Consider the following 6,659-nt stretch of genomic DNA (forward strand, 5'->3'; position numbering starts at 1 on the left):
TTCCAGCCGCGCCGTTTCAGGTAGAGATCGACGATGTTGCCGTCCTCATAGCGCTGGCCAAGGAAATCCTCGAACCCGCAGCCCCAAAGCACGCCGGACCATTGCTCGCCCAGCAGATCGGCCAAGCCGTCCTGGTCGATCTCGAATTCTTCGAGCGCGGGCAACAGATGTTCGGCGACCACATCCTGCAGCCGCTCGCGCCAGTCCCCTTCCCGGCCGATGAAGGCCAGAAGGCCCGATATGTCATTGCGCTCGGCCATTGCCCCTCACTCACGTGATTGCCTGGAACGAGGCCGCGGGATTCTGCCTGGGGCCAATATCCCGCAGCCTGGCATCCATTTCTAGGTAAGACGCCGCTGGAGCGCCACACGATAGCTGTAGGGTGCCACTTCCTCGACCGTCACCATGTCCCCGGCGCGAACGCCATGCCGTTCGAAGAACTCCCGGATCCAGCCGCGCTTGCGGAAGAACTTCTTCTGACCATCGAGGTCGGTCATGACCACAGTGCCACCGCCGCAGTCCACGGCAATTTCGCGCTGGGCGGCCGAGGCACGGTTCGATCCGCCGATCGCATCAGCCGGAAACTTTTCGAAGAAGCTCCGGAGATAGATGTGGTTGTTGTCGATATTTCCCTGCGTGATTTCGGTCGTGCCGATGTGGCGCCCGGTGTGCTGGCGCAGGATTGCGTCCGACCGCATCGGTGCGGCGAGGGGCTCGTGGACAATCGCCACAGCGGCGCCGCTGCCTTCGATCAGGTCGAAATCCTCTTCGTCCGCAATCGTCACCCGGCCCGCCTGAACCGGGATCTGCGTGCGAGGGGGTTGAACCCCTTCGGCACGCAGGACCACTTCCGCTGCTGCGCGGGCATCCTCGCCCGCATCGTGGTGCTCGAACATGAGGCCCAGATGCTGCTTGAGGCTTGCGAGACCGTGTCCACCGTTGCCCCGAAGCTCGGGCCAGGCGGCGCGAGCGACATGGACGCTGTCGCGCCAGTCCCACAGTGGGACGGGCAGTCCGCAGTTGCCACAGGCGGCGGCGACGGCGCTGCGGTCAAAACCAGAGTGTTGGTAGACCGTCGCCCCGTTCAGTGCATCCCGCAGGACCGGCAGCACCTCAGCAAAGGTCGGGGCGCCCTGCACCGTGCGGGCACTGATCCCATGGAGATAGGTGAACACCCAGCGATCCACCTGCGGATCGACATAGGTCACCCAAGTCTCGATGGAATTGTCGGGGCGCACGCAGGCGACACCGATCTGGCAGATGCTGCCACGGTCGTTGTTCGCCGTTTCGACATCCAGCGCGAAGAAGCGGAACGGGCCCTCGGGAAAGGGCGTGACATTTGCCTGCCGCATGAACGCAGGCTTCGGCGCTGGCGCCGCGACGGAACCAACCATCGCGGAAAGGAAGCGCAGGCGCTGCCGTTCGATAGCCGCCTTTTCGCGGGCACCCCAGCCAAGGCGGCGCAGCGTGTCCTCGACTAGATCGACCGGCTCGTCATAGGCCTGCATGCGGCGCCGGTTCCAGGCGATGGCATGATCGGGCGCGAGGGAGAGCACCTCGGCCTCCAGCCGCGCGATGTCCGCCGTGTCGGGCAAGGGGAGCCAGACCGCGCGGCAGTGATCGACGACAAACTCGTTGCGCAGTGCCTTGGCGATGTCGCCATCGGCCTTGGTCAAAGCATCCGTCCGGTCGCGCCACATCCGGCCGGTGTTGTACATGGCAGAGAAGTAGTGGCTCATGCCCTCTGATCCGGTCCGATGGCGCTGGTGGATCCGTTCGTAGAATGTCTGTTCGGTCGAACTGGTCGAGCCGATGTAGCGCAGATCGCCATGGTGATCGACGAGGCCATAAAGGCCACGTGCATCGCGCGGCGCCTGAACGGTCGGGCGGGGCGCGGCTTCGAGCAGGGCGGACAGAAGGTCTTCGGCAGAGAAACGCATCATCAAACTCCGGATCACATCGACATCAACTGGCGGCGTTCGATGCGCTTCCAGTCGCGCCCCGAGACAATGCCCCAGTTGCCCGCCTCGTTCGGACGCCGCCAGCGGGGCGTGGCCATCTTCTGCAGGGCAGACAGCGCCTCGTTGAAGGAGGGGTACGAGACCTCCTCGCCCTTCGCACCGATCATGAACTTGCCGCCGCGCGCGAGACCGGGATGGAAATGGCTGCCGTCAGCGGCGACGGGGACGAAGACCACCTCGTCCGAGAAATCCGGGTTCGGCGCCTCGGGGGCAGCTTCATCGGGCTGCTGCCAGATCGAGGCAAAGAACTCCTTCCGCCCCTTCAGCCACAAGGCTGCACTGACGGCCGTCACCCGCTGGCCGACCTTTTCCAGTCCGCCGTCGCCGCTGGAGAGAATGTTCCGGATACGGCCTTCCGTGACGCCGCCGAACAGGGCGAGCGACTGCAGGTCGACCTCGCCCGCGCCGGTGTCCATCGCGTGGCGCGAAAGGGCAAGATTGATAATCCGGGCAATCACGCCCTGCGGTTCCGGGTTCGCAATCTGCCGGAACTGGTCAAGCTGCTGCGCCAGCGTATCAACCCAAGGCTTACGCGCATCGAACTGAACTTCCGCAGGAAGCACACCGTAGAGGCCATAGATGCCCGCGTTGTCGATCAGCTTCGTGCCCGTCCAGTGCGGCGTCAAAACCGGGTCATAAGTCTCGAACGCCTCGCGCCAGGTCTCACCCTCGACATCGGGACCATGCAGCATCGCGAAAAGATGCGGCGCGACGTCCTCTGCACCGAGGATCATCTCGATCACGCGGAAACGGGAGGCGAGAAGCTCAAGAAGCTCGGGTCCGTAGTCCCAGTTCTGCCGGTAGTCGATGTTATCGGCGCTGAAGTATCCGGCCAGTTCGCGGTGGAACCAAGTCTCGCGGCGCTGTTCGGCCGTCATGGTTTCGGGGGTCGGGGCGGGCATGTTCATGGTCTTGTCCTTCAAGCGTGCAGGCGGCGGATCATGGCGCGGAGGTTGTGGCGCGCACGGTGATCGGAGGGGGTAGAGGCCGCGATGAGGAACCCTCTCTCGAAATGAAGAGCGTAGTGACGGCCGCGCGGCTCGATGCCGAGCAAGTCAACACCTTCAGCACGACACAGCTGCTGATACTCTCTGACGACCTTACGCATGAGGCAATCTCCGTGAAATCATATTTGTTGACTCATGTATATAGGCGCCAACTTCGGTGCGTCAATACCGTGATTTCACGATTCACTATATTTGCCCTTCCCTTCAATGAGAGGCTCGGGGAGCCCGCTATAACTCTGTTATTACGTGTTTTTTTATTCACACTCCTTTCCCGCACTCAGCGATAGAAGGCGGTGATGAGCGACTTCACGCACCCACACCTCTTATCCACAGCTTCGTGCGGGCCACCCCCTTGCCCCGAATCGAGCGCCGGTGCAGGCTTCGCGCAAGAGGAGAGCAGCCCTCAACCAAAAGCATAACAGGTCAATCGGAACGACAGTCTTGGCAACGTCGCGGCGCTATGGCGCCTCTGTTTTCGTTGCTTCCGATCACTCAACCTGCGCGCACCGCGCGCGGGCGCGGGCGGTGTGAGCATTGCCATCCTCCGGTTCAGTAGAGGATGTTTCGACATGGCATTGCCGCCCCGCGTATTCTTCACCGTTCACGAAGTCACGGCCCGCTGGGGCTGCAACATCGCCGATGTCGCGGGATGGGCGGATGCGGGGCGGTTCCGCATCATCACCGGCATCGCACCAGTTCGCTGTGGCGAAGAAGTGATTTCAGGCAAGGTCGCCCTGTCGCCCTTCGATCTGCTTCCGCTGTTCCGCCGCTGCGGCACGGGCCCGAGTGAGGGACAGATGCGTCGAATTCAGCCGCTGAACCGGCAGGACTGGCTGCTGATCACCGATCCGCAAGGCGGCATCACGGTGGCAGTCGCGGACATGATGATCCTGGCCGAGGAGGTGCACGCCTTCGAGGAAGATAATGACATGGTGCGGCGGGTGGCGGCGGGGCCGGGTGCCAGCACGCCTTACGACTGGGACGGCATGACCGTTGCGCTGGTTCAGCGCATCCATGATCGTGGCCTGCCCTCAACCCAAGCCGAGTTGATCGCCGAGATGCAGGACTGGTTTGCCGAACAGTCGGATGGCAAGAAGATGCCCGACAGCCGCAGCATCCGGCGACGGATCACGCCAATATGGAGGGCGCTGCGGCGAGAGGAAGCGTGATGGTCAGGGTCCGCGCTGGCCCGGGTCAGGCGGTTTTCCGGCCGCCCTGATCGTCGGCGTCATGCACCAGCCGGGGCTTTGGCCGGAAGGCGCTGGCCACCGCGTCGACCCCGGCGCGCAGGGGCGAGTCCATCAAGTGGGCATAGCGCAGCGTGGTCTGCATCTGGCTGTGACCCAGTAGCTTTCCGATCATTTCCAGCGAAGCCCCGCCACTGACAAGAAGCGATGCGAAGGTGTGGCGAAGATCGTGGATGCGGACGTCCTGCAGCCCGCATTGCTTCTGGACCTGTGCCCAGAAACGGCGGACCTCCTGCACCGGCTGGCCGGGCGTGTCGCCGGGGAAGAGCCACGGCGATCCCTTCGGTACCAGCAGCTGCCGCTGGCGCACGATGGCGGCGGTCTCGTCCGAGATCGGCACGCGGTGGGCGCGGCGCTGTTTCGTCATGGTCGGCGGCTTCGACCAGCTCATATGCTCGAGGTTGAACTGCTCGAACCGGGACTGCCGCACCTCACCCAGACGGGCGCCTGTCAGCATGCACATGCGGATGATGTCAGCCGCGCGCCGGTCCTCGGCCGCATCCAGCGCGGCAGCCAGCTTGGCGATCTCCTCCTTGGACAGAAACCGTTCGCGCGGGGTCTCGGTGCGGCGGTGAAAGCGCTGGGCGGGGTTGTCTTCGCACCAGCCCCACTGGACCGCCAGCGTGAACATCTTGCGCAACACCTCGCCGATCCGGTTGGCACGCACCGGCGTGGGCTTCGCGCCCTGCAGCTTGCGCGCCCGGTTGTTGGGCTTTTCCTTGTGGGGCCGCGCCCTACCCTCGGCGATCTTGGTCAGGAGCTTGTCGACGTCGGTCGGGGTGATTTCCGTCACGAGCTTCCGGCCCCAGACCGGTTCCACCATCTTGGCCAGCGCCGACCGCTGGTCGGCTGCGCTTCGCGCTGACAGTTTCGGCAGATGCTCGGCGCAGTAGCGTTCGATCAGGTCGATCACGCGCGGAGCTTCGCGCTTTGCCTCGCGCAGGCCCAAGGGGTCAGCCCCGGCGTCGATCTCGCGACGCAGTTCCTTGGCCCGGTCCCGGGCCGCCGAAACTGACCATTCCGGCCAGCGCCCAAAGGTCATCCGGCGCTGTCGCCCGGCATGACGGTAATCCAGCGTGAAGGCCCGCCCTCCACCCCGGTAGATGCAGACGGCAAATCCCCGCACGTCGGTGTCGAAGATCTGGTAGTCCCGCCCCGGCACGGGCTCGGCGTCGCGCAGCACTTTCTCGGTCAGCTTGATGCGTTCGGGCATGGCTTCGGTCCTTCTTGCATCCGACATGAGGCGTGGTTTCGCCTCGTTATCAAGGCAAGCATGGCGCTGTAGGTGGCGGGGAGGCGGAGGGTGGCAGGAAGGACGCCAGAACCGCGCCACCCCTTGTTTTCTTGGGTTTACGGCGCTGGGCGGCTCGATGCGCGACCGGCGCCGACCTGCACAATGGGACGTCTGAGGCGGCAGGCGCGGTCATCACGCCGCAAATCAGGCCTTTGAAGAGCCGCGCAGCGACAAATCCTCAAGGAATTCAATGGGTGGCAGGGGTGCCGTGTCGGTTGCCACCCCCTCTTTGCCCTCCAATGCAGGTCAAAGCTGGTCAATCCGGGTGTTCGCCGGTGTTTGCGGCCTTGGCGTCCGTTTCGCGCATCTGGCAGGAGCGGCCGCAATCTTCTTCCGCCACCCCATCACCATCGGAAACCCCAACAAAACAAGGGGTGGCACAAGGGCGTCATCCTTTCTGCCACCCTCCGCCTCGCCGCCACCCCTCGGGCTCTGCGCTCACTGGTCCCTGCAAGACGTCCCCGATCTTCGGGGCCAGGACCAGGAGACCCCGATGCCGCATCTCGGATCGATGCCAGACCGACAAGACAAACCCCGCACGCTACTGGTCGGCTGGATCAGCCGTCTCGACCTCGCACTGGAACTCGGCCTTTCGGTCGACACCCTGCGCCGCTGGGAGGCGATGCGGACGGGTCCACCCTGCGTGCGGGCCGGGCGCAAGGTCTACTACCGCCGCGCCGCTGTCGAGGAATGGCTGGAGGAGCAGGAGCTGGCCGCCCCGCGCCGTCGCCGTGCTGGAGGACGCCGGTCATGACCATCCAGCCCCGCAGTTCCGCCTGGCCCGCCGACCGCGTCGCCGAGGCCCGCGCCGTCATCGCCGATGTCGCGCATCACAGCGATCTCCTGATCCGGCTCGCCTGCAACGTGCTTGCCCAGCATGGCGAGACCCCGGGCGAACGTGCCGATGCCCAGCGCCTGCTGGTCGTCATCGATGCGCGGCGGGGAGTGGCGCGCGCCCAGCGCGAGGATCAGGGGAGGGCTGCGCGATGATGCGCCGTGGCACCCCCGAGGCCGATCTTCAGCGCGCCGTCGTGCAGGCCTTGCGCATCGCCCTGCCCCGCACCGTCATCATCCACCACTGCGCCAACGA

7 protein-coding genes and 2 pseudogenes are annotated in these 6,659 nt (G+C 64.8%); 4 read left to right on the forward strand and 5 right to left on the reverse strand.

Features of this window, described 5'->3' with window-relative positions; all coding sequences use genetic code 11:
- The 4 genes and pseudogenes from DFP89_RS19385 to DFP89_RS19400 form a co-directional block, all read right to left on the reverse strand.
- Window positions 1–260: pseudogene (locus DFP89_RS19385) on the reverse strand (hypothetical protein); the annotation flags it as partial.
- 81 nt (window positions 261–341) lie between these two features.
- Window positions 342–1,943, reverse strand: coding sequence for an exonuclease domain-containing protein (locus DFP89_RS19390; RefSeq protein ID WP_245948879.1), 1,602 nt, complete (start codon window positions 1,941–1,943; stop codon window positions 342–344).
- An 11-nt stretch (window positions 1,944–1,954) separates the two neighbouring features.
- Window positions 1,955–2,929, reverse strand: a complete 975-nt coding sequence (locus DFP89_RS19395) for a hypothetical protein (RefSeq protein WP_245948880.1) — start codon at window positions 2,927–2,929, stop codon at window positions 1,955–1,957.
- An 11-nt stretch (window positions 2,930–2,940) separates the two neighbouring features.
- A complete protein-coding gene (locus DFP89_RS19400; RefSeq protein ID WP_114350963.1) occupies window positions 2,941–3,129 on the reverse strand; it encodes a hypothetical protein in 189 nt (62 codons plus the stop codon).
- Window positions 3,130–3,555: 426 nt separating this feature from the next.
- Between DFP89_RS19400 and DFP89_RS19405 the strand changes: the two genes are divergently transcribed.
- A complete protein-coding gene (locus tag DFP89_RS19405) occupies window positions 3,556–4,197 on the forward strand; it encodes a hypothetical protein (protein WP_342770962.1) in 642 nt (213 codons plus the stop codon).
- Between the two features lie 25 nt (window positions 4,198–4,222).
- Here DFP89_RS19405 and DFP89_RS19410 read toward each other — a convergent pair whose 3' ends face one another.
- Window positions 4,223–5,488 (reverse strand): tyrosine-type recombinase/integrase, encoded by a 1,266-nt coding sequence (locus DFP89_RS19410; protein WP_114350965.1) that lies wholly within the window; start codon window positions 5,486–5,488, stop codon window positions 4,223–4,225.
- 574 nt (window positions 5,489–6,062) lie between these two features.
- Between DFP89_RS19410 and DFP89_RS19415 the strand changes: the two genes are divergently transcribed.
- From DFP89_RS19415 to DFP89_RS20945, 3 genes and pseudogenes are all read left to right on the forward strand, one after another.
- Window positions 6,063–6,323: a helix-turn-helix transcriptional regulator gene (locus DFP89_RS19415; protein ID WP_114350966.1), complete on the forward strand. Its 261-nt coding sequence runs from the start codon at window positions 6,063–6,065 to the stop codon at window positions 6,321–6,323.
- Complete coding sequence (locus tag DFP89_RS19420; RefSeq protein ID WP_114350967.1) at window positions 6,320–6,559, forward strand: hypothetical protein; 240 nt, start codon at window positions 6,320–6,322, stop codon at window positions 6,557–6,559. The genes DFP89_RS19415 and DFP89_RS19420 overlap by 4 nt, the downstream gene beginning before the upstream one ends.
- A pseudogene (locus tag DFP89_RS20945) lies at window positions 6,556–6,659 on the forward strand (VRR-NUC domain-containing protein); the annotation flags it as partial. The gene DFP89_RS19420 and the pseudogene DFP89_RS20945, both read left to right, overlap by 4 nt.

Source organism: Paracoccus lutimaris (assembly GCF_003337565.1).
Classification (GTDB): Bacteria; Pseudomonadota; Alphaproteobacteria; order Rhodobacterales; family Rhodobacteraceae; genus Paracoccus; species Paracoccus lutimaris.

Excerpts from the sequence above, each read along its gene's own strand:
- DFP89_RS19390 (WP_245948879.1), bottom strand. The coding sequence starts at position 1,943 with ATGATGCGTTTCTCTGCCGAAGACCTTCTGTCCGCCCTGCTCGAAGCC.
- DFP89_RS19410 (WP_114350965.1), bottom strand. The coding sequence starts at position 5,488 with ATGCCCGAACGCATCAAGCTGACCGAGAAAGTGCTGCGCGACGCCGAG.
- DFP89_RS19400 (WP_114350963.1), bottom strand. The coding sequence starts at position 3,129 with ATGCGTAAGGTCGTCAGAGAGTATCAGCAGCTGTGTCGTGCTGAAGGT.
- DFP89_RS19420 (WP_114350967.1), top strand. The coding sequence starts at position 6,320 with ATGACCATCCAGCCCCGCAGTTCCGCCTGGCCCGCCGACCGCGTCGCC.
- DFP89_RS19395 (WP_245948880.1), bottom strand. The coding sequence starts at position 2,929 with ATGAACATGCCCGCCCCGACCCCCGAAACCATGACGGCCGAACAGCGC.
- DFP89_RS19415 (WP_114350966.1), top strand. The coding sequence starts at position 6,063 with ATGCCGCATCTCGGATCGATGCCAGACCGACAAGACAAACCCCGCACG.